18 protein-coding genes, 1 other RNA gene and 1 pseudogene are annotated in these 20310 nt (G+C 65.6%); 19 read left to right on the top strand and 1 reads right to left on the bottom strand.

The window, feature by feature from the left end:
- From PTT45_RS13395 to PTT45_RS13360, 8 genes are read left to right on the top strand one after another with little or no spacing between them, the layout of a single operon-like run.
- Window positions 1–1383 carry a TadE/TadG family type IV pilus assembly protein gene (locus PTT45_RS13395; RefSeq protein ID WP_273813804.1) on the top strand — a complete coding sequence of 461 codons (1383 nt, stop codon included), beginning with the start codon at window positions 1–3 and terminating at the stop codon, window positions 1381–1383.
- 10 nt (window positions 1384–1393) lie between these two features.
- On the top strand, window positions 1394–1894 hold the full coding sequence (locus PTT45_RS13390; protein ID WP_273814253.1) for a TadE/TadG family type IV pilus assembly protein: 501 nt from the start codon (window positions 1394–1396) through the stop codon (window positions 1892–1894).
- Complete coding sequence (locus PTT45_RS13385) at window positions 1891–2406, top strand: TadE/TadG family type IV pilus assembly protein (RefSeq protein WP_273813802.1); 516 nt, start codon at window positions 1891–1893, stop codon at window positions 2404–2406. The genes PTT45_RS13390 and PTT45_RS13385 overlap by 4 nt, the downstream gene beginning before the upstream one ends.
- Window positions 2400–3614, top strand: a complete 1215-nt coding sequence (locus tag PTT45_RS13380; protein WP_273813800.1) for an AAA family ATPase — start codon at window positions 2400–2402, stop codon at window positions 3612–3614. Before PTT45_RS13385 ends, PTT45_RS13380 begins: the two co-directional genes overlap by 7 nt.
- A 2-nt stretch (window positions 3615–3616) precedes the next feature.
- On the top strand, window positions 3617–5041 hold the full coding sequence (locus PTT45_RS13375) for a CpaF family protein (RefSeq protein ID WP_273813799.1): 1425 nt from the start codon (window positions 3617–3619) through the stop codon (window positions 5039–5041).
- Complete coding sequence (locus PTT45_RS13370; RefSeq protein ID WP_137972897.1) at window positions 5038–6024, top strand: type II secretion system F family protein; 987 nt, start codon at window positions 5038–5040, stop codon at window positions 6022–6024. Before PTT45_RS13375 ends, PTT45_RS13370 begins: the two co-directional genes overlap by 4 nt.
- Window positions 6025–6033: 9 nt before the next feature.
- Window positions 6034–7002: a type II secretion system F family protein gene (locus PTT45_RS13365; protein ID WP_273813795.1), complete on the top strand. Its 969-nt coding sequence runs from the start codon at window positions 6034–6036 to the stop codon at window positions 7000–7002.
- Between the two features lies 1 nt (window position 7003).
- Complete coding sequence (locus PTT45_RS13360; protein WP_273813794.1) at window positions 7004–8038, top strand: tetratricopeptide repeat protein; 1035 nt, start codon at window positions 7004–7006, stop codon at window positions 8036–8038.
- An 18-nt stretch (window positions 8039–8056) separates the two neighbouring features.
- Here the strand turns inward: PTT45_RS13360 and PTT45_RS13355 are convergent, their stop codons facing one another.
- Entirely contained in the window at window positions 8057–8341 is a 285-nt protein-coding gene (locus PTT45_RS13355) for an HU family DNA-binding protein (protein ID WP_273813792.1), read from the bottom strand.
- Between the two features lie 149 nt (window positions 8342–8490).
- On the opposite strand from PTT45_RS13355, the pseudogene PTT45_RS22380 reads away from it, so the two are divergent.
- The 11 genes and pseudogenes from PTT45_RS22380 to PTT45_RS13305 all read left to right on the top strand — a co-directional run.
- A pseudogene (locus tag PTT45_RS22380) lies at window positions 8491–9309 on the top strand (MCP four helix bundle domain-containing protein); the annotation flags it as partial.
- Window positions 9310–9387: 78 nt separating this feature from the next.
- Entirely contained in the window at window positions 9388–10167 is a 780-nt protein-coding gene (locus PTT45_RS22375; protein WP_443218194.1) for a methyl-accepting chemotaxis protein, read from the top strand.
- A gap of 81 nt (window positions 10168–10248) precedes the next feature.
- Window positions 10249–10345: signal recognition particle sRNA small type (ffs, locus tag PTT45_RS13345), an RNA gene on the top strand.
- Window positions 10346–10599: 254 nt separating this feature from the next.
- On the top strand, window positions 10600–12426 hold the full coding sequence (edd, locus tag PTT45_RS13340; protein WP_273813790.1) for a phosphogluconate dehydratase: 1827 nt from the start codon (window positions 10600–10602) through the stop codon (window positions 12424–12426).
- The gene (locus tag PTT45_RS13335; protein ID WP_273813789.1) at window positions 12423–13376 is read left to right on the top strand and encodes a glucokinase; all 954 of its coding nucleotides are present in this window, start codon (window positions 12423–12425) and stop codon (window positions 13374–13376) included. Before edd ends, PTT45_RS13335 begins: the two co-directional genes overlap by 4 nt.
- Before the next feature lie 54 nt (window positions 13377–13430).
- On the top strand, window positions 13431–14168 hold the full coding sequence (locus PTT45_RS13330) for a response regulator (RefSeq protein ID WP_273813787.1): 738 nt from the start codon (window positions 13431–13433) through the stop codon (window positions 14166–14168).
- A gap of 19 nt (window positions 14169–14187) precedes the next feature.
- Complete coding sequence (locus PTT45_RS13325; RefSeq protein WP_273814251.1) at window positions 14188–15606, top strand: ATP-binding protein; 1419 nt, start codon at window positions 14188–14190, stop codon at window positions 15604–15606.
- Between the two features lie 262 nt (window positions 15607–15868).
- Entirely contained in the window at window positions 15869–17122 is a 1254-nt protein-coding gene (locus PTT45_RS13320; protein ID WP_273813785.1) for an ABC transporter substrate-binding protein, read from the top strand.
- Between the two features lie 224 nt (window positions 17123–17346).
- On the top strand, window positions 17347–18255 hold the full coding sequence (locus PTT45_RS13315; protein ID WP_273813783.1) for a carbohydrate ABC transporter permease: 909 nt from the start codon (window positions 17347–17349) through the stop codon (window positions 18253–18255).
- Window positions 18248–19093: a carbohydrate ABC transporter permease gene (locus PTT45_RS13310; RefSeq protein ID WP_273813782.1), complete on the top strand. Its 846-nt coding sequence runs from the start codon at window positions 18248–18250 to the stop codon at window positions 19091–19093. Before PTT45_RS13315 ends, PTT45_RS13310 begins: the two co-directional genes overlap by 8 nt.
- Window positions 19094–19104: 11 nt before the next feature.
- A complete protein-coding gene (locus PTT45_RS13305) occupies window positions 19105–20259 on the top strand; it encodes an ABC transporter ATP-binding protein (RefSeq protein ID WP_273813780.1) in 1155 nt (384 codons plus the stop codon).
- Window positions 20260–20310 lie beyond the last annotated feature (51 nt).

Below are 20310 nucleotides of genomic sequence, written 5' to 3'. Positions count from 1 at the left end.
ATGATCCCCCGCACGCCGCGCCATCACGCGCTGCCGCAACGCCAGCGGGGCGCGGTACTGGTACTGATCGTCATCGCCCTGGTGTCGATTTTGATGATGGCTGCCCTGGCCCTGGATGGCAGCCACATGCTGGTCAACAAGACCCGCCTGCAGAACGCCGTCGATGCCGCCGCGCTGAGCGGTGCCCGGACCCTCAGCGAAATGTCCGGTGGCAACATGAACGTGGCGGCCGATGCGGCGCGCACCGAGGCCTTGCGGGTGCTCGACCTGAACGCCGCAGCGCCCGGCAACGGCGAGCTGGACGGCGTCAGCGGCCTGGCCCTGGTGCAGTTCGCCGACAGCGTGTACGGCCCCTTCGACTCGCTGGCCTCGGCCGATGCCCGTTACGTGCGGGTAACGGTGGCAGACATGCCACTGGCAGGCTTCTTCTGGGGTGTGCTGCAGGCCTTCGGCAACGATATCGAGAAGGCCGTCGCGGCCATCGCCACCGCTGGTCCAAGCCCGACCAATCCTTGCGACCTGGCGCCAGTGATGGTCTGTGGCCAGTCTGTACCCGGAACCTTCTTCGGCTTCACCTTCGGCCAGCTGCAGGTGCTCAAGTCGGCCTCCCACCAGAACGCCGGCATTGGCCCGGGCAACTTCCAGCTGCTGGACTTCGGCTCTGGTGGCAAGACGGTACGTCAGCTAATGGCCGGCGGCGGTGCCATCTGCCCGGAGGTGGGTGACAACGTGCAGACCAAACCGGGCAGCACCGTCGGGCCCGCCCTGCAGGGCCTGGACATGCGCTTCGGCGAGCAGTCGGGCGGCAACCTGGATGCCAGCCAGTATCCGCCGGACCTGGTGACGACCTACAACAAGACGGCCAACAAGGGCTCCCTCAGCCTCAATTCCGGCGGCAGCATCGTCTATGGCGCTACCGGTAATGGCAACGGTAATGGCGGTGGGGGCAAGGGCAACGGCGGAGGTAATACCGGCAGCGGTGGCGAAGCGGTTTTTGCCGATGCTGACGGCTACATCACCACGGCCAGCGGCATCGACGTGTTCGATTACAACGACTGGCGGCAGGACACCGCAGACTGTCTGTCCGGTGGTGGCGGCTGCCAGGATAACGGCGTGGCCGAGCGGCGCATCCTGCGGGTAGTGATCGGCCAGTGCTCGGGCACCGACAGCGGCACCAGCCAGATCCCGGTGCTGGGCTTCGGCTGCTACTTCGTGCTGCAGCCCACCGGCAACGGCAACAACGCCAACATCTTCGGCCAGTTCGTCCGCGAGTGCGCCAGCGACGGCGTACCCGGTCCCGATCCAGCCGGTTCCTACGGCCCGCAAATCATCCAGTTGTACAAGACCTATCTCGACAGCGGCGATCCGAGCACGGACTCCTGAGGGCATGGCCATGATCCAGGCGATGGTGAACAGCAGCAGGCAGGGCGGTGTGGCAATGGTCGAGTTCGCCGTGGCCCTGCCGTTGCTGGTTCTTCTGCTGCTCGGCATCGGCGAGTTCGGGCGCATGCTGTTCCAGTACAACAGCCTGCTGCAAGCCAGTCGCGATGCCGGGCGTTACGCCGCGAGCCAGGCCTACGACGCCACGCTGGGCAGGTTGGAGCTGGGGAGCACGCTGCAGAGCGAGATCAAGAACGTCGCCGTGTACGGCGTGCCCTCGTCCACGGCTGGCTTCGGCGTGCTGGTGCCGTGCCTCACCGTCGACGACGTGGCCGTCACTGCGCCGGACAGCGAGCACGTACAGGTCAGCATCACCTTCGCCTTCCGCTCGATCCTCGGCAACCTCGGTGGTAGTGGCTGCACCGCCGCCGCGGCGAGCCTGCCGAACCTGTTCGGCGATCCGATTCCACTGGCGCTGACGTTGACCAGCTCCGTCGTGATGAGGGCCCTGTGATGAAACGCCAGATGCGCGGGGTCTACGTGGTCGAGTTCGCCATCATCGGCGTGCTGTTGTTCGTGATGCTGTTCGGCGTGCTGGAGATGGGACGCCTGTACTTCACCGTCAACACCCTCAACGAGACGGTGCGTCGTGGCGCGCGCCTGGCCGCGGTGTGCGACCCGACCCAGCCCGCCGAGGTGGAGAAGATCCTGCGTCGGGCGATCTTCAACGACATCACCGACAGCGGCGCCAGCAACCTGGTCGCGGGCCTGGAAACCGCCGACCTGACCCTGACCTATCTGGATGCCGCTGGTGCGCAGGTGCTCTCGCCCAGCGACACCACCGGCAGCAACGGTTTCCGCGCCATTCGCTACGTGCAGCTGCGGGTGGACAACTTTCCCTTCGACCTGTTGATCCCCGTGTTCGGCCAGTCGCTGACCCTGCCTGGCTTTCGCGCGATCCTGCCGCGCGAGAGTCTGGGGCGCCACGCCGAGGATGGGGTTTCGCCGGAGATCACGCCATGTTGAAGCACAGTGATAGCCGCCCCACGCTCGGTACCGGTCACGGCCCGCGACTGCTGATCAGCAGCCGTGATGCCCGTGCGCTGGCCCGCATGCAGGAGATCAGCCAGCGCCTGCCGGGCTTGCAGGTGGTCACCCGGCTGGTCAGCAACGGCCATACCGACCCGCTCTACGGGCTGGAGGAGATGCCGGACTTCCTCCTGCTCTGGGTCAGCCACCTGTGGCGCGAGGAGCTGGATGCGTTGCTGCAACGGCCGGTACATGAGCGGCCGCCGCTGGTGATCTGCGGTGCGCTGGAGGAGCGCGAGGGCATGCGCATGGCGATGCAGGCCGGCGCGCGTGACTACCTGGCCGATGCCGTGGTCGAGACCGAGTTGCTCGGCGCCCTGCAGCGCATGCTGCGCGAGAGCCATGTCAGCTCGGGCTCCGGCGGCAAGCTGATTGCGGTGATGAATGCCAAGGGCGGCTCGGGCGCCACCATGCTGGCCTGCAACCTGGCCCACCAGCTGAGCGCCAGCGGTGCCAGCACGTTGCTGCTCGATCTCGACCTGCAGTTCGGTAGCGTGGCGCACAGCCTGGACATCGCCCCGACCCACAGCCACGTGGAAGTGATGCAGCAGGTCGACGGCCTCGACAGCGTGGCCCTGCGCGGCTTCTGCGGCCACTTCAGCCCGACTCTGCACGTGCTCGGGGGGCGTTCCAGCGACCTGTGCCTGACTCAGGACGTCCATCTGGAACACCTGGAAGCGCTGCTGCAGCTGGCGCGCAGCAGCTACGACTGGGTGGTGGTGGACCTGCCGCGGCAGATCGACCACCTCACCGGTGTCACCCTGGAGCAGGCCGACCACTGCTACATCCTGCTGCAGCAGAGCCTCAGCCATCTGAAGGACGCCAGCCGGCTGATGCAGATCCTGCGCAACGACCTGGGCGTGCAGGGCAACCGCCTGCACGTGGTGGTCAACCGCTACAACAAGACCGCGCCCATCACCCTGCAGGACATCGGCGAGGCATTGCGCTGCCCGGACCTGCAGAAGCTGCCGAACGACTTCGCCGCCGTCAGCGAGAGCCAGAACAGCGGCATTCCGCTCGAACTGCATGCCCCGCGTGCGCCGATCACCCTGGCCCTGCGCAGCCTCAAGCAGGAACTGGCGGGTAACGAGGTCGACGAGCAGGGCCTGTTCAAACGCACCTTCAGCCGTCTGTTCCGGGGGTAGCCATGCTCAGCGAATTCCGCAATCGCCTGCGCCAGCAGGCCAAGCCCAAGGATGCCGGAAACGCAGAGGGCGAGGGCGCTCCGGTGGTCATGGGCTGGGAAGTGGCGGCGCCGGCCGAGTTGTACGAGACCCGCACCCAGCTCAACCCGGTGGAGACCGAGTGGCGCGAGAAGATCTACCAGCAGCTGCTCAAGGTCATGGACCTGTCGCTGCTCGACTCGCTGGAGCCGGCCGAGGCGGCCCGGCAGATCCGCGAGATCTGCCAGCGCCTGCTCGACGAGCACTCGGCGCCGGTTTCCACCACCAGCCGCCAGCTGATCATCAAGCAGATCGGTGACGAGGTTCTCGGCCTCGGGCCGCTGGAGCCGCTGCTGGCCGATCACAGCGTGTCGGACATCCTGGTCAACGGTCATGCCTCGGTCTATGTCGAGCGCTTCGGCAAGCTGCAGCGCACCGACGTGCGCTTCCGCGACGATCACCACCTGCTCAACATCATCGACCGTATCGTCTCCAGCCTGGGTCGGCGCATCGACGAGTCCTCGCCGCTGGTGGACGCACGCCTGAAGGACGGTTCGCGGGTTAACGCGATCATCCCGCCGCTGGCCATCGATGGTCCCAGTCTGTCGATCCGCCGCTTCGCCGTGGACCTGTTGAATGCCGAGAGTCTGGTGCAGATGGGCACCATCACCCCGGCCATCGCCCTGATGCTCAAGGCCATCGTCCGCGGCCGCCTCAACGTGCTGGTGTCCGGCGGTACCGGCACCGGCAAGACCACCATGCTCAACGTGCTGTCCAGCTTCATCCCGGACAACGAGCGCATCGTCACCATCGAGGACTCCGCCGAGCTGCAGCTGCAGCAGCCGCACGTGGTGCGCCTGGAGACCCGGCCGTCGAACATCGAGGGCCGCGGCGAGGTGAACCAGCGCGAGCTGGTGCGCAACAGCCTGCGCATGCGCCCGGACCGCATCGTCATCGGCGAGGTGCGCGGTGCCGAGGCGATGGACATGCTGACGGCGATGAATACCGGCCACGACGGCTCGCTGACCACCATCCACGCCAACACTCCGCGCGATGCCCTGGGGCGCATCGAGAACATGGTCTCCATGACCGGCGCGACCTTCCCGATGAAGGCGCTGCGCCAGCAGATCGCCTCGGCCATCGACGTGGTCGTGCAGCTGGAACGCCAGGAGGACGGCAAGCGCCGCCTGGTCAGCGTGCAGGAGATCAACGGCATGGAGGGCGAGGTGGTGACCATGACCGAGATCTTCGCCTTCGAGCGCCGCGGCATGGGTGAGCACGGCGAGGTACTCGGTGAGTTTCGCCCCAGCGGCATGGTGCCGGCCTTCCGCGATGCGCTGGCCAAGCGCGGCATCGAGTTGCCGCTGGGCCTGTTCCGTCCCGACTGGATGGAGACACTGCAGTCATGAACCAGATCCCCACCGAGTACGTCTTCGCCTTCCTCGGCATGGTGTTCACCGCTGCCTTCCTGCTCAGCCAGGGTGTGGTGGTGCCGGTGTTCGGCGAGGCCGGGCGCATGCGCAAACGCATCCGCTCGCGCCTGCACCTGCTGGAAAGCGCCAACCATCTGCCGAACATGCAGACCGTGCTGCGGCAGAAGTACCTCAAGCGCCTGTCGCCGCTGGAAGCCGGGCTGGAGCAGCTGCCCTGGTTCGAGAAGCTGGCGCAGATGATCGAGCAGGCCGGGCACGACTACCGCGCCTATCGCGTCGTGCTGCTGGCGCTGCTGCTCGGGCTGCTGGTCGCCGGCGGCACCTGGCTGGCGCTGAAGCTGTGGTGGGCCGCGCTGATCCTGGGTTGCATGGCCGCTTGCGTGCCATTCCTGAAGATTGCCAGCGACCGTGCCCAGCGCTTCTCCGCCTTCGAGGAGGGGCTACCGGATGCTCTGGACGCCATGTGCCGTGCGCTGCGCGCAGGCCACCCGTTCAACGAGACCCTGCGTCTGGTGGCCGAGGAGCACAAGGGGCCGGTGGCGCAGGAGTTCGGCCTGACCTTCGCCGACATCAACTACGGCAATGATGTGCGCCGCGCCATGCTAGGCCTGCTCGAACGCATGCCGAGCATGACCGTGATGATGCTGGTCACCACCATCCTCATTCACCGCGAGAGCGGCGGCAATCTGACCGAGGTTCTGGAGCGCATCAGCGCGCTGATCCGCGGTCGCTTCCGCTTCCAGCGCAAGGTCAAGACGCTGTCAGCCGAGGGGCGCATGTCGGCCTGGGTGCTGGTGGCCATTCCCTTCGTGCTGGCCGGCGCCATCGCCGCTACCACGCCGCAATACATGCCGTTGCTGGTCAAGGACGAGTTCGGCCAGAAACTGGTGATCGCGGCGTTCATCGCCATGCTGCTGGGCATCCTGTGGATTCGCAGGATCATCCGTATCGACGTGTAGGAGACCGCCATGGACTACCTGCTGGGGTTGATCAATCAGCTGGTCGGTGATCAGGCCCTGGCCCGACTGCTATTCATCGGCGGCATCGGGCTCAGCGCGGTGCTGCTGGCGATCACCCTGGCGCTGCTGCTGCTCGGCCTGCAGGACCCGGTGCAGCGGCGTCTCGGCATGATCAAGCGTGGCCACGGCGGGCGCACGGCCGAGATGGCCGCGCCGGGCAACCTGCAGCTACTGCTGGAGAGCGTCGGCCAGCGCTTCGTGGCCGACGACCGCCACCGCGATTCGCCGACCCGCCAGTTGCTGACCCACGCCGGCTACCGTTCGGGCTCCGCCGTGCAGGTCTACTGGGCCATCCGCCTGCTGTTGCCGTCGATGATGCTGATCGCCGTGCTGTTGGCGCTGCCGATGCTCTCCAAGCTGTCGCTCAGCGTCGGCTTCATGCTAGCTGGCGGGGCGGTGGCTGCTGGGTGGCTGGCGCCGGCCATCTATGTGGACAAGCGAAAGACCGGGCGCATGCACCGCCTGCGCGTGGCCTTTCCGGACGCCCTGGACCTGATGGTGGTGTGCGTGGAGTCCGGCCTGGCCTTGCCTCAGGCCATGGAGCGGGTGGCCGAGGAAATGCTGGTCAGCCAGCCGGAGCTGGCCGAGGAACTGGCCCTGGTCAATGCCGAGATCCGTGCTGGTGTGCCCAATACCCAGGCGCTCAAGCACCTGGCCGAGCGCACCGGGCTGGAGGATGTACAAGGGCTGGTCAGCCTGCTGGCGCAGAGCATCCGCTTCGGTACCAGCGTGGCGGACACCCTGCGCGTTTATGCGGAGGAGTTCCGCGATCGCCGTACCCAGGCGGCGGAGGAGCAGGCGGCGAAGATCGGCACCAAGCTGGTCTTCCCGTTGATTCTCTGCCTCTGGCCGAGCTTTTTCCTCGTTGCAATAGGCCCCGTGATCATCGGGATTCTGAGAACTTTCGGGAAGCTATGAGATGAACAGGAACATTCTGCTGTTGGCCATCATGGCCGCGCTGACCGGTTGCCAGAGCACGGGGCCGATCCTGAGCAACGACAACTCCATCTACAGCGGCAGCAACTCGGTGCTCTACCAGGTGCAGGACCAGGCCAGCTCGCCGGAGCAGGCCATGCACATGGGGGCCATGGCCTACCGTGCCGGCGCCTTCGACCAGGCGCTGTACCAGTACCTGCGCGCCATCGAGCTGGATCCGAACAGCTACGACGCGCTGGTCTGGGTCGGGAGAATCCATCGCGAGCGTGGCAATGAGCACCTGGCCGAGCTGGCCTTCTCCGATGTGCTGCGCAGCGATCCCGACAACGCGATGGCGCTGGCCGAGATGGGGCTGCTGCAGCTGGCCATGCGCCGCCCGGGCGATGCCCGCGAGATGCTCGACAAGGCGCTGGCCGCCGACCAGAAACGCCTGGGCGGCTCCGCTGCGCAGGCGCCGAGCGGGCTCAAGGTGGACGGCTCGTCGCCGCTGCGGGTGTATAACGGTCTGGGTGTACTGGCCGATCTGGACAACGACTTCGCCCGTGCGGCGCAGTACTACGGCCTGGCCCGGCAGATCGAGCCGCGTTCGCCGCTGGTGGCCAACAGCCAGGCGTACTCGGCGTATCTCGCCGGCAACTGGGCCGAGGCGGAAACCCTGTACCGGCAAGGCATCAGCTTCGATGGGCGCTACGAGCCGCTGTGGCGCAACTATGGCCTGCTGCTGGCGCGCATGGGCCGTTACGAGCAGGCGCTGTCGACCTTCGAGCAGGTCGAAGGGCGTGCCGAGGCGAGCAATGACGTGGGTTTTATCTGCTTGATTGAAGGCAAACTGGATGTCGCCGAGCAATTCTTCCGCAGCGCCATCGACCAGTCGCCGGCGCACTTCGAGATGGCCTGGGAGAACCTGCGGCGCGTGGAGCAGATCCGCCGCCTGCGCCAGGACGGGGTAGGGCAGGATGGTGCTGCGGTCGAGACCTTCGCCGTGGTGCCGAGCGGGAAGCTGCAGGCTACTCCCTGAGCAGCCTGCAGGATCGGGTCAGGCCTGGTTGAGGCTGTCGACCAGGGCCTTGGCCGGGACCAGCTTGATAGCTTTCTTTGCGGCGATCTGGATTGCCTTGCCAGTGGACGGGTTGCGGCCGGTGCGCGCCGGACGCTCGTTGACCTTGAGCTTGCCGATGCCCGGCAGGCTGATCTCGCCGTCGTTCTCCAGTGCGTCCGCCACGATCTCGCCGAGCTGGTCGATCAGTGCGCGCACGTCGCTCTTCTGCAGGTCGGTGGCTTCGGCGAGGTCGGAAATCAGCTGGTCTTTGGTGATGGCCATGAGGCACTCCGGTAGGTGGATTCGGCGGGCAAGCTAGCACAAACCATGGTCCGGCGGATGGTTCGCGACAGATGTGCGGTCATTCGGCCTGTAGTGTCGGGCAGTGCCGGGTCTAGACGCGCCGGGCGCCAGTATTGCGACCAGTGACTATGCTAGATGGCACAACAATAGCGTTTCGTCTGGAGTACACCATGCTGCGCCTATTCGCCGATCTCGGATTTCGCTGGAAGATCGCTCTGCCGATTCTGCTGCTCGCCATCCTGCTCATGACCATGGGCGTGCTCGGGGTAAAGGGCATTGGCCAGGTGGCTGACTCCAGCACGCGCCTGACCAACCGTTACCTGCCGGCCATCAGCCTGCTGCTGAATGCCGACCGTGACCTCTACCAGGCCTTCATCGCCGAGCGCAGCCTGCTCGACGAGGGGGCGGGAGACCACATAGATGCTTTGCGCACGGCTCATGCGGAGAACGTCCAGCAGGCTTACGACCGGGTGCACAAATTCGCCGAAATGCAGCCGGGCGCCGAGGCCATGGCTCTGGTGGCCAAGTTCGACAGTGGCTTTGCCCAGTGGAAAGCCACTTCCAACAAAGTGCTGGAGCTGACGGTCAGCGATCCGGACGCCGCCTCGGTGCTGAGCTTTGGCACCAGCGAGGCTCAGTTCGAGGCCATGCGCGATGCCATCGATAAGCTGGGCGAACTGGAGGACGCCGAGGCCAATGCCGAGGGCCAGGCGGCCATCGCCCTGGGTGAGGAGCTCAGCTGGCAGCAGGGCGGCATCATCGCCTTCGGCCTGCTGGTGTGCGCCGTGCTGGTGTTTGGCTTCCCCATGCTGGTCACTCGGCCGCTGCATAACCTGCTGCATCGCATCGAGCAGATCGCCGATGGCGACGGCGACCTGCGTGTGCGCCTGGATGTGCTCTCGCGCGATGAACTGGGCAAGCTCAGTGATGCCTTCAACCGCTTCCTCGACAAGCTGCAGCCGCTGATCCGCGAGGTGGGGCGCGTCACTGGCGAGGTGGCCGACTCGGCCCAGTCTCTGGCCGGCATGGCGGCGGCCAATGATCGCCTGATCAGCAGCGAGCACGCGGCCGTCGACCAGGTCAGCACCGCCGCTACCGAGATGAGCGCCGCCGTGCACGAGGTGGCGCGCAACGCGCAGAACGCCGCCGACGCCGCGCGCAGTGCCGAGGTGCAGTCGCGCGAAGGCGCACAAGTGGTCGGCGCAACCATCCACGCGATTCGCCAGTTGGCCCATGAGGTGGAGAGCGCGTCCGACACCATCCAGACCCTGGAGCAGGAAACCGCCAACATCGGCGCCGTACTGGCGGTGATCAAGGGCATCGCCGAGCAGACCAACCTCCTTGCGCTCAATGCTGCCATCGAGGCGGCTCGTGCGGGTGAGCAAGGCCGTGGCTTCGCCGTGGTGGCCGACGAGGTGCGGGCCCTGGCGGCACGCACTCAGGACTCCACCAAGGACATCCAGGAAATGATCGAGCGGCTGCAGATCGGCGTGCAGAACGCGGTCAAGGCCATGCATTCCGGCAGCGCCAAGGCGCGCGACAGCGTGGAGCGTGCGGCAGGCGTGGACGGCGCGTTGTCGGCCACGGGTGACTCGGTGGCGCGGATCAACGACATGGCTGCACAGATCGCCACCGCCTGCGAGGAGCAGAGCAGCGTCACCGAGGAGATCGCCCGCAACATCAGCGATATCCGCGACCTCTCCAACGAGGCTGCACAGACCTCCGAGCAGAGCACACAGGCCAGCGCCCGGTTGTCCGAACTGTCCTCCGGCCTGGCCCAGCTGGTCGGTCGCTTCCGTGTGTAAGTGATTGAAGCGGTTGTAACTTCTCGGTTTGTCAGTACAATGGCGCGGCCCGTCGTTCGACGGGCTTCGTTATGGTGGTCCCATCGGTCCCCCCGCAACGATTACCCGTTAACCTGGTCAGGTCCGGAAGGAAGCAGCCACAGCGGGAACATCGTGTGCCGGGGTGTGGCTGGTGGGGCCGCCTCCATAATCCGCTCGGATTGTGTACATCTTCCTGCTCCCCTTCCTTCCATATGTGCCTGCCTGCATGGCGGTGATGACGTGCGCGCCTGGTGTGGTTACACCATCTGGGTCGTTTAAGCAGGTCCAACAAGGCTTGAAATCGAATTATGTTGTTTTAATAACAAAATAAATCTGTTTTTACTGGCTTTGTCTTTGTTGTAGTCTGCTTCGGTTTTTATAAAAACAAGAAATTCAACCGGAGTCGATTCCATGCATCCGCGTGTTCTTGAGGTCACCGAACGTCTGATCGAGCGCAGCCGCGCCACCCGCGAGCGTTACCTGGCGATGATCCATGCGGCCGCCAGCGAAGGACCTGTGCGTGGCAAGCTGCAGTGCGCCAACTTCGCCCATGGTGTTGCCGGTTGCGGCAGCGGCGACAAGCAGCGCCTGCGCCTGATGGACTCTGCCAACGTTGCCATCGTCACCGCTTACAACGACATGCTCTCGGCCCATCAGCCTTATGAGGTGTACCCCGAGCAGATCCGTCAGGCGCTGCGTGATATCGGTTCGGTCGGCCAGGTCGCCGGTGGCGTGCCGGCCATGTGCGATGGCGTGACCCAGGGCGAGCCGGGCATGGAGATCGGTATCGCCAGCCGCGAAGTGATCGCCATGTCTACGGCGGTGGCGCTGTCGCACAACATGTTCGACGCCGCTGTGTTTCTCGGCGTCTGCGACAAGATCGTTCCCGGCCTGCTGATGGGCGCTCTGCGTTTCGGCCATCTGCCGTCGCTGTTCATTCCTGCCGGGCCGATGCCTTCGGGGCTGTCGAACAAGGAGAAGGCCGATGTGCGCGAGCGCTACGCCGAGGGCAAGGCGACCCGCGATGAGTTGCTCGAGTCGGAGATGAAGGCCTATCACGCACCGGGCACCTGCACCTTCTACGGCACGGCCAACACCAACCAGATGCTGATGGAGATGATGGGCCTGCACCTGCCGGGTTCGTCCTTCGTCAACCCGGACACACCGCTGCGCGACGCCCTGACCGTCGAGGCAGCGCGCCAGGTTACCCGCCTGACCAAGCAGGGCAGGGCTTTCCTGCCGCTGGGCGAGCTCATCGACGAGCGCGTGCTGGTCAACTCCATCGTCGCCCTGCACGCCACCGGCGGTTCGACCAACCATACCCTGCACATGCCGGCGATTGCCCAGGCGGCCGGTATCCAGCTGACCTGGCAGGACATGGCCGATCTCTCCGAAGTGGTGCCGACCCTGGCCCACGTCTATCCCAACGGCAAGGCCGACATCAATCATTTCCATGCCGCCGGCGGTGTGGCGTTCATGGTTCGCCAGCTGCTGGATGCCGGGCTGCTGCATGAAGACGTCAACACCGTGATGGGGCGCGGCCTGCGCCGCTACACCCAGGAGCCGTTCCTCGAGGACGGCCAGTTGGTGTGGCGGGAAGGGCGCAGCGAGAGCCTGGACGAGAGCATCCTGCGTCCGCTGGAGCGGCCGTTCTCGGCCGAGGGCGGCCTGCGCGTGATGGTCGGCAACCTCGGGCGCGGAGTGATGAAGGTCTCCGCCTTGGCGCGCGAGCACCAGGTGGTCGAGGCGCCGGCGCGGGTGTTCCAGGACCAGCAGGAACTGGCCGACGCCTTCAAGGCCGGCGAGCTCGAGCAGGATCTGGTTGCGGTCATGCGCTTCCAAGGGCCGCGCTTCAATGGCATGCCCGAGCTGCACAAGATGACGCCGTTCCTGGCAGTGCTGCAGGATCGCGGCTTCAAGGTGGCGCTGGTCACCGATGGGCGCATGTCCGGCGCCTCGGGCAAGGTGCCGGCGGCGATCCATGTCTGCCCCGAGGCCTATGATGGCGGCCCGTTGGCGCGCGTGCGCGACGGTGACATGATTCGCGTCGATGGCGAGGCGGGCACCCTGCAGGTGCTGGTCGATCCCGTCGAGCTGGCCGCGCGCGAGTTAGCTACTCCGCCCAGCGGGCAGGGCGTGGGCTGCGGCCGCGAGCTGTTCGCCTTCATGCGCGCCTCGTTCAGTTCAGCCGAACAGGGCGCCAGTGCATTCACTTCGAATCTGGAGACGCTGCGTTGAAACTGGCTTTGGTGGGGGATATCGGCGGGACCAATGCGCGCTTCGCCTTGTGGCGTGACGAGCAGCTGGCCTCGGTGCGGGTGCTGGCGACTGCCGACTTCGCCACGCCGGAACAGGCGATCAGCCGCTACCTCGATGACCTCGGTCTGGCGCCGGGCAGCATCGGCGCGGTGTGCCTGGCGGTGGCTGGGCCGGTGGGCGGCGAGCATTTCCGCTTCACCAACAATCACTGGCGCCTGAGCCGCAGTGCATTCTGCGAAGCGCTGCAGGTAGATGAGCTGCTGCTGGTCAACGACTTCACCGCCATGGCTCTGGGCATGACCCGCGTGGCCGAGCACGAGCGCATACAGATCTGCCCCGGCGTGGCCGAGCCGGGCAGCCCGGCCGTAGTGATCGGTCCGGGCACCGGCCTGGGCGTCGGCACGCTGTTGCCGCAGGGCGAAGGCCGCTGGCAGGCGTTGCCGGGCGAGGGCGGGCATGTTGATCTGCCTATCGGTAGTCCCCGCGAGGCGCAGCTGTGGCAGCAGTTGTTCAATCAGCTGGGTCATGTGCGCGCCGAGGATGTGCTCAGCGGCAACGGCCTGCTGCAACTCTATCTGGCCATGTGCACGGTGGACGGCCATACGCCGTTGCTGAGTTCTCCGGCGCAGGTCACTGGCGCGGCCCTGGCCGGCGAGCCCCTGGCGGTGCAGGTGCTGGACCAGTTCTGTGCCTGGCTGGGCCGGGTGGCCGGCAACAATGTGCTGACCCTCGGCGCCCGTGGCGGCGTGTACATTGTCGGTGGTGTGGTGCCGCGTTTCGCTGCGTTCTTCCAGGGCAGTGGTTTCCAGCGAGCGCTGTCCAGCAAGGGTTGCATGAGCGGATACTTCGAGGGTGTTCCGGTATGGCTGGTAACGGCCGAGTATCCTGGCCTGGAAGGTGCTGGCGTAGCATTGCAGCAACACAGGTAAGATCGGCACTGCCCGGGCTGCCTGGGCGACCCAACAAGAACAAGGACGGCCGACGTGAGCCAAGCCGGAAAATCCATCCTCCTGGTCGATGACGACGAGGAAATCCGTGACCTGCTACAGGTCTATCTCAGTCGTGCCGGTTTCCAGGTGCGTGCCGTGGCCGATGGCGCGGCGTTCCGCCAGGCCCTGGGCGAAGCCATGGCCGACCTGGTGATCCTCGACGTGATGCTGCCCGACGAGGATGGTTTCAGCCTGTGCCGCTGGATGCGCCAGCACCAGCGCTTCGCTCAGGTGCCGATCATCATGCTCACCGCCAGCTCTGACGAGGCCGACCGGGTCATCGGCCTGGAGCTGGGCGCCGACGACTACCTGGGCAAACCCTTCAGTCCGCGCGAGCTGCAGGCGCGGATCAAGGCGCTGCTGCGCCGTGCCGGTTTCGGCCAGGAGCGCGGCGCGGTCGAGGTGCTGGCCTTCGACGAGTGGCGCCTGGACATGGTCAGCCATCGCCTGTTCCATTTCGATGGCGAGGAAGTGATTCTCTCCGGCGCCGACTTCGCTCTGCTCAAGTTGTTTCTCGATCACCCGCAACAGATCCTCGACCGCGACACCATCGCCAACGCCACCCGTGGCCGTGAGGTGATGCCGCTGGAGCGCATTGTCGATATGGCGGTCAGTCGCCTGCGCCAGCGCCTGCGCGATACCGGCAAGGCGCCACGGCTGATCCGCACCGTGCGGGGTTCCGGCTACCTGCTCGCGGCCAGTGTCACTGCGCATGCCGGCGTTGCTCTCTAGGTTGCGCCGGCTGTTGCCGGTGCCGCGCTCGTTGCTCGGGCGCATGCTGCTGCTGACCCTGCTGGTGGTGCTGGTGGCGCAGGCGCTGTCGAGCCTTATCTGGGTCTCGCAATTGCGCGCCAGCCAGATGGAGGGACTGCTGACCAGTACACGTAGCCTGGCCCACTCCATGTCTGCCAGCGTCAGCTACTTCCGCTCGTTGCCGCTGGGTTTTCGGCCGATGGTGCTGGACCAGTTGCGCAGCATGGGCGGTACGCGCTTCTTTGTGTCGCTCAACGACAAGCCGCTGGACATGCAGGTGCTGCCGGAAACCCCGCGCAAGCACGCGGTACTCGCCGAGGTCGACAGCGTGTTGCGGCAGAACCTGGGGCGCAATGTCGACCTGCTGGTGCAGTTCGTCAGCCCCGAGGACCTGCGCATCTTCAATGGCGAACTGAAGCTCGACGAGGTGCCGCGTTCTTGGGCGCACTACGCGTTGAGCCTGGAGCCGCTGAATCCGCCGGTGCTGGTGACGCAGATCCAGATCGCACCGAACGAATGGCTGTACCTGGCCTCGCTGATGCCGGCGCCCTACGTCAGCCTGGAAGATGAAGGCCTGCCGATGCAGCAGGTGTGGTTCATCTTCCTCACCAGCAGTTTTCTGCTGCTGTTCATCGGCATTCTCGTGCACTGGCAGAGCCGGCCGCTAAAGCGCCTGGCCTCGGCGGCGCGGGAGATGTCGCTGGGCGCCAGCGTCGAGCCGGTGGAGGAGGCGGGTGGCAGCGAGGTGATCGAGGTCAGTCGTGCCTTCAACACCATGCGCGAGCGCATCAGTCGCTACCTGAGCGAGCGCAGCCAGCTGTTCAGTGCGATTTCCCATGACCTGCGCACGCCGATCACGCGCCTGCGCCTGCGCGTGGAGCTGCTCGAGGACGAGGCCCTGCAAGCCAAGTTCAGTCGTGATCTGGACGACCTGGAGCTGCTGGTCAAGGGCGCACTGCAGTGCGTGAAGGACACCGATATCCACGAGAACATCGAGCAGGTCGATCTCAATTACCTGCTGCACGGCCTGATCGAACCCTACCTGGGTAACGGCCGGGTGACCTTGCAGGGGGAGGCGCAGGGTGGTTACCCGGGCAAGCCGCTGGCCCTGCGGCGCTGCATCGGCAACCTGGTGGACAACGCGCTGAAGTACGGCCAGCGCGCGCACTTGCATATCGAGGACGACCGCACGGCCTTCGTCCTGCATGTCGATGACGAGGGGCCGGGTGTGCCCGAGCAGCGCCTGGAGCAGGTGTTCGAGCCGCACTTCCGTCTCTCCGGCCAGCAGCAGGGCTACGGCCTGGGCCTGGGCATCGCGCGCAGCCTGGCGCACAGCCATGGCGGCGAGGTGACCCTGCAGAACCTGCGCGAGGGTGGCCTGCGGGTGACGCTGCGCCTGCCGCGCCTGGTGGCCTGATTTGCTTTGTTCTCTTGCGCGGCTGCGGCCGCCAGTTCTCTCTTCGATCCTGTCGCGTGGCCGCTCTGCTGAGCGTTCCGTGCTGCGCATGGCCATGTCATCTGCACGTGCCACCATCCGGATACAAACGCCGCGCTTATGTAACCGTCCGGTGACCTTCGCGCATCCCTTTGTTACCCGCCGCGAGAGGTGGCGTGGTTAGACTCGATGCAAGCGCAAGCATCATGACTTGCACTGGCATAACAACAATAAAGGTACTTCCATGAACGCGATCTCCCGCCTGGCCGTTGTCGTTTCCCTCGCCTCGTTGTTCCCTCTTTCCGCCCTTGCCGGTGAAGTCGAAGTCCTGCACTGGTGGACTTCGGGTGGCGAAAAGCGCGCAGCCGATACGCTGAAAAAACTGGTCGAAGACAAGGGCCACACCTGGAAAGACTTCGCCGTTGCCGGTGGTGGTGGTGAAGCCGCCATGACTGTGCTGAAGACCCGCGCCGTATCCGGCAACCCGCCATCCGCTGCGCAGATCAAAGGGCCGGACATCCAGGAGTGGGGCGAACTGGGCCTGCTCACCGAGCTGGACGAAGTCGCCGGCGAAGGCAAGTGGGACAGCCTGCTGCCCAAGCAGGTTGCCAGCGTCATGAAGTACGACGATCACTACGTGGCCGTGCCGGTCAACGTGCACCGGGTCAACTGGCTGTGGATCAACCCCGAGGTGTTCAAGAAGGCCGGGGCTACGCCGCCGACCACTCTCGACGAATTCTTCGCTGCTGCCGACAAGCTCAAGGCCGCCGGCTTCATCCCTCTGGCCCATGGCGGTCAGCCCTGGCAGGACGGCACCGTGTTCGAAGACCTGGTGCTCGCCATCCTCGGCCCGCAGGGTTACCACAAGGCCTTCGTCGAGCAGGACAAGGCGACGCTGACCGGCGACAAGATGGTCGAAGTCTTCGCCACCCTGAAGAAGCTGCGCGGCTATGTCGACGCCGATGCTGCCGGTCGCGACTGGAACACTGCTGCGGGCCTGGTGATCAACGGCAAGGCCGGCATGCAGATCATGGGCGACTGGGCCAAGAGCGAATGGACCGCCGCCGGCAAGGTCGCCGGCCAGGACTACCAGTGCCTGCCGTTCCCCGGTACCCAGGGCAGCTTCGCCTACAACATCGACTCCCTGGCGATGTTCAAGCTCAGTGACGAAGACAACCGCAAGGCGCAGAACGACCTGGCGCGTACCGTCATGTCGCCGGAGTTCCAGCAGTTCTTCAACCAGAACAAGGGCTCCATCCCGGTCCGCCTGGACCAGGACATGAGCAGCTTCGATAGCTGTGCCCAGCAGTCGATGAAGGACTTCAAGCAGGCCGCCGCTGGCGAAGGCCTGCAGCCGAGCCTGGCCCACGGCATGGCCGCTTCCAGCTACGTGCAGGGTGCGGTGTTCGACGTGGTCACCAACTTCTTCAACGACCCGGCGGCCGACCCGAAAAAGGCTGCCCAGCAACTGGCTGCCGCCATCCAGGCGGTGCAGTAAGGCGCTTGCGGCCGTCGCCTAGACGGCCGCTGTCGTAAGGCGGGCCTGGCCCGCCGTTTCCCTGGTTCTCGATTACGGGTGCATGCCTCGCGGCATGCGCTGTGGGAACGGTCGCGCCGATTTTCTGCCGGTGCGCACCGTGTAGGGCGGGTGCACCCCGCGTTTTGCAATGCCGATGGAGATGCGGGCTGCACCCGCCCTGCATCCGTGCCACGGAGTTACCCATGAGTTCTATCGCAGTTTTCGCCAAGGCGTCGCCATTCGACGCGCTGCAGCGCTGGCTACCCAAGCTGGTGCTGGCGCCGAGCGTGCTGATCGTGCTGGTCGGCTTCTACGGCTACATCCTGTGGACCTTCCTGCTGTCCTTCACCAACTCGCGCTTCATGCCCAGCTACAAGTGGGTGGGGCTGCAGCAGTACGAGCGCCTGCTGGATAACGATCGCTGGTGGGTAGCCAGCCACAACCTGCTGTTGTTCGGTGGCCTGTTCATCACCATCAGCCTGGTGCTCGGCGTGTTCCTGGCGGTGCTGCTGGATCAGCGCATCCGCCGCGAAGGCTTCATTCGCACCGTCTACCTGTACCCCATGGCGCTGTCGATGATCGTCACCGGTACGGCCTGGAAATGGCTGCTCAACCCCGGTCTGGGTCTGGACAAGCTGATGCGTGACTGGGGCTGGGAAGGCTTCCGCCTGGACTGGCTGGTGGACCCGGACAGGGTCGTCTACTGCCTGGTGATCGCCGCCGTGTGGCAGTCCTCTGGCTTCGTCATGGCGCTGTTCCTCGCCGGCCTGCGCGGTGTCGATCAGTCGATCATCCGCGCCGCCCAGGTCGATGGCGCCAGCCTGCCGACCATCTACCTGCGCATCGTCCTGCCGAGCCTGCGCCCGGTGTTCTTCAGCGCCCTGATGATCCTCGCCCACATCGCCATCAAGAGCTTCGACCTGGTCGCGGCGATGACGGCCGGTGGCCCCGGCTACTCCTCCGACCTGCCGGCGATGTTCATGTACGCCCACACCTTCACCCGCGGCCAGATGGGTCTCGGTGCGGCGAGCGCGATGCTGATGCTCGGTGCCGTGCTGGCGATCATCGTGCCGTACCTGTACTCCGAACTGAGGAACAAGCGCCATGACTAGCCTGGCCGGGAAACCTGCATTCAGCCTCAGCCGGGCAGCGGTCTACGCCACCCTGATCGTCGCCTGCGCGGTCTACCTGATTCCGCTGCTGGTGATGCTGCTGACCAGCTTCAAGACGCCCGACGACATCCGCACCGGCAACCTGCTGTCGCTACCGGACGCGTTCACCCTGATCGGCTGGGTCAAGGCCTGGGACAGTGTCGGTGGCTACTTCTGGAACTCGGTGAAGATCGCCGTGCCGGCGGTGCTGATCTCCACGCTGCTCGGTGCGCTCAACGGCTACGTGCTGTCGATGTGGCGCTTCAAGGGTTCGCAGCTGTTCTTCGGCCTGCTGCTGTTCGGCTGCTTCCTGCCGTTCCAGGTGGTGCTGCTGCCGGCATCCTTCACCCTCGGCAAGTTCGGCCTGGCCAACACCACTGCGGGCCTGGTGCTGGTGCACGTGGTGTATGGCCTGGCCTTCACCACGCTGTTCTTCCGCAACTTCTACGTCAGCATCCCGGACGCCCTGGTGCGTGCGGCACGCCTGGATGGCGCGGGGTTCTTCACCATCTTCGGGCGGATCCTGCTGCCCATGTCGGTGCCCACGATCATGGTCTGCCTGATCTGGCAGTTCACCCAGATCTGGAACGACTTCCTGTTCGGCGTTGTGTTCGCCAGCGGCGACACCCAGCCCATCACCGTGGCGCTCAACAACCTGGTTAACACCAGCACCGGGGTCAAGGAATACAACGTCGACATGGCCGCCGCGATGATCGCTGGCCTGCCCACCCTGCTGGTCTACGTGCTGGCCGGCAAATATTTCCTGCGCGGGCTCACGGCCGGCGCCGTCAAAGGCTGAGGTAACGATCCATGGCAACCCTCGAACTGCGCAACGTCAACAAGTGCTATGGCAGCGGCCTGGCGGACACCCTCAAGGACATCGAGCTGTCGATCGATTCCGGCGAGTTCCTGATCCTGGTCGGCCCATCCGGCTGCGGCAAATCCACTCTGATGAACTGCATCGCCGGCCTGGAGGACATCAGCGGCGGGGCGATCCTGGTCGACGGCGCCGACATCAGCGGGCAGAGCCCCAAGGATCGCGACATCGCCATGGTGTTCCAGTCCTATGCCCTGTACCCGACCATGACCGTGCGCGACAACATCGCCTTCGGCCTGAAGATCCGCAAGATGGCTCCGGCCGACATCGAGGCTGAAGTGGCGCGGGTAGCCAAGCTGCTGCAGATTGAGCACCTGCTGATGCGCAAGCCCGGCCAGCTGTCCGGTGGCCAGCAGCAGCGCGTGGCCATGGGCCGGGCGCTGGCGCGGCGGCCGAAGATCTACCTGTTCGACGAGCCGCTGTCGAACCTCGACGCCAAGCTGCGCGTGGAGATGCGCACCGAAATCAAGCTGATGCACCAGCGCCTGAAGACCACCACGGTCTACGTCACCCACGACCAGATCGAGGCCATGACCCTGGGCGACAAGGTGGCGGTGATGAAGGATGGGGTGATCCAGCAGTTCGGCACCCCGCAGCAGATCTACAACGACCCCGCCAACCTCTTTGTCGCCAGCTTCATCGGCTCGCCGCCGATGAACTTCATCCCGCTGCGTCTGCAGCGTCGCGACGGCCAGGTCTGGGGTCTGCTGGATTCCGGTCAGGCGCGCTGCGAACTGCCGCTGGGCGCGCTGGAGGAGGGCATGGAGAGCCGCGAGGTGATTCTCGGCGTGCGCCCCGAGCAGATCCTGCTGGCCGGCGGCAACGAGCTGCCCTCGATCCGTGCCGAGGTGGAGGTCACCGAGCCGACCGGGCCGGACACCCTGGTGTTCGTCAGCCTCAACCAGACCAAGGTCTGCTGCCGCCTGGCGCCCGATGCGGCGCCGCAGGTGGGCGACAGCCTGGTCCTGCAATTCGATCCCGACAAGACCTTGCTGTTCGACGCGCAAAGCGGGGAGCGGCTGGGTCTGCCGGGAAAGACTCGCGCCAGTGAGCGAGCGACCAATGTCGCGCGATTCATAGGGCGCTGAAAACGCGGCCCGGGCGCGGGCTGCCGTCTCTCTGCGCGCCGGGTTGGCTAT

The sequence above is a fragment of the Pseudomonas sp. Gutcm_11s genome, from assembly GCF_028649395.1.
Classification (GTDB): domain Bacteria; phylum Pseudomonadota; class Gammaproteobacteria; order Pseudomonadales; family Pseudomonadaceae; genus Aquipseudomonas.
Note: the sequence above shows the minus strand (reverse complement) of the source record. Positions and strands in the feature narration are given on the sequence as shown.